This window comes from Streptomyces sp. NPDC057543 (assembly GCF_042801895.1).
Lineage (GTDB): Bacteria > Actinomycetota > Actinomycetes > Streptomycetales > Streptomycetaceae > Streptomyces.
This window is the reverse complement of sequence record NZ_JBHVFF010000591.1, coordinates 1-1,302: the sequence shown is the minus strand read 5'-3', so window position 1 is coordinate 1,302 and position 1,302 is coordinate 1. Positions and strand designations below refer to the sequence as shown.

Genomic DNA, 1,302 nt, shown 5'->3' with positions numbered 1-1,302 from the left:
AGTCCTCCCCGTTGCTCAGCGTGAAGGGCGGAGGCTATGTACGTGGCTCTCGCGGGCCTTTTGGAGTCCTTGGTCATGGATAGGCGGACGCCCGCCCCACCACCTGGTAGTGATGTCAGTGCACTGTCGTACCGTCCGTGTCATGCCAACTGTGATCGAAATGCTGAGCGACCGGCTTCGTGACCGCGACCCGGCGGTGCGGTTGAACAGTGCGCGCCAACTGGCCGAAAGTGTTGACCGATTCGGTAGCGCGTGCCTGCCGGCGCTTCTGGCCAGCCTGGACACCGCTGTCGCCGAAGCGCCGCCACGTAAGGCGGCTTCGCTTCATCACGCCTTGAACCATGCCTGGCGCACGGCGGCACACGAGACACCGGATGCTGCCGCTCTCTGGTACGGCGCCATGGTGGACATGCTGTGCGGATACGACCTCGGTGATCCCGGGGACTCCGCCTCGTTCGAACGGCTGGTTGCGACGCTGCTCAATGACCCGAAACGTGCGTCCTACGCTCCCTTGCTGCGCCCACATCTCACCCGAATACTCAACCTGCTGGGTGCCTTGGCCATCGCGACGGACGGTCAGCCCGACGTAGACGACAGGGCACCTGAGCAAAGCCGACACGCAGATGCTCTCGTGCGTGTGGCGGTCAACCATGCCGGTCGGGACGAGGAGTCACTGGCTTCGATCATCGACGTGCTGCCTCAACTTGTGTCCAGGGACACCAATCTGGACCACTTCATATTTCTCGCCACATTTCGACACCCACGACCCCCTGTGGTTTTGGCGCGCTTGATCGACACCGCTGTGGTCCGGGGGAACGTATCGGACCACTCCGCGTTCACCTTCGGAGAGTTGCTGCTGAGGGAGGACCTCATCACCTTCAGCGACCTCTGCGAGTGCCTGCGGCCCCGGGCGACACACTGGTCCGATGCCCAACTGGACTCGTTCGTACGCGATTCACTGCTCGATTTCGAGGACGGTGGGGTGGACCTGATCGGGACGCTGCGTCGCGCTCCTACCCGGCGGCTGATCCCTCAGATGCTGGTCGACCTGGGCCGGACGACGCCGGCGATGACTGACCTGGCCAGCGCTCTGGCGGACAGCCACCGCGTCCCAGCGCGAACCACCGCACCGACAGAAAGCGGTATCCCCTTCCAGCACCTCAATTTCAAGTTGGCTGTCGTCAATGAGTTGATGTATGAACAGGATGTGCTGTCCCCCGCCTTCGATGTGTGGACCTTCGCGGAAAGCTGGCCCGAACGGGAGATCCTCAGTCCCGACGGGGAGGCTGGACCCATTCCGGA

The 1,302-nt window shown here is 63.3% G+C and carries 1 protein-coding gene; it reads left to right on the top strand.

Annotated features, from left to right (window positions below):
* Nucleotides 1-142 precede the first annotated feature (142 nt).
* Nucleotides 143-1,302 (top strand): DUF6892 domain-containing protein (locus ACFU8Q_RS41515; RefSeq protein ID WP_384465416.1); only part of this gene is annotated, 1,160 nt, incomplete at its 3' end.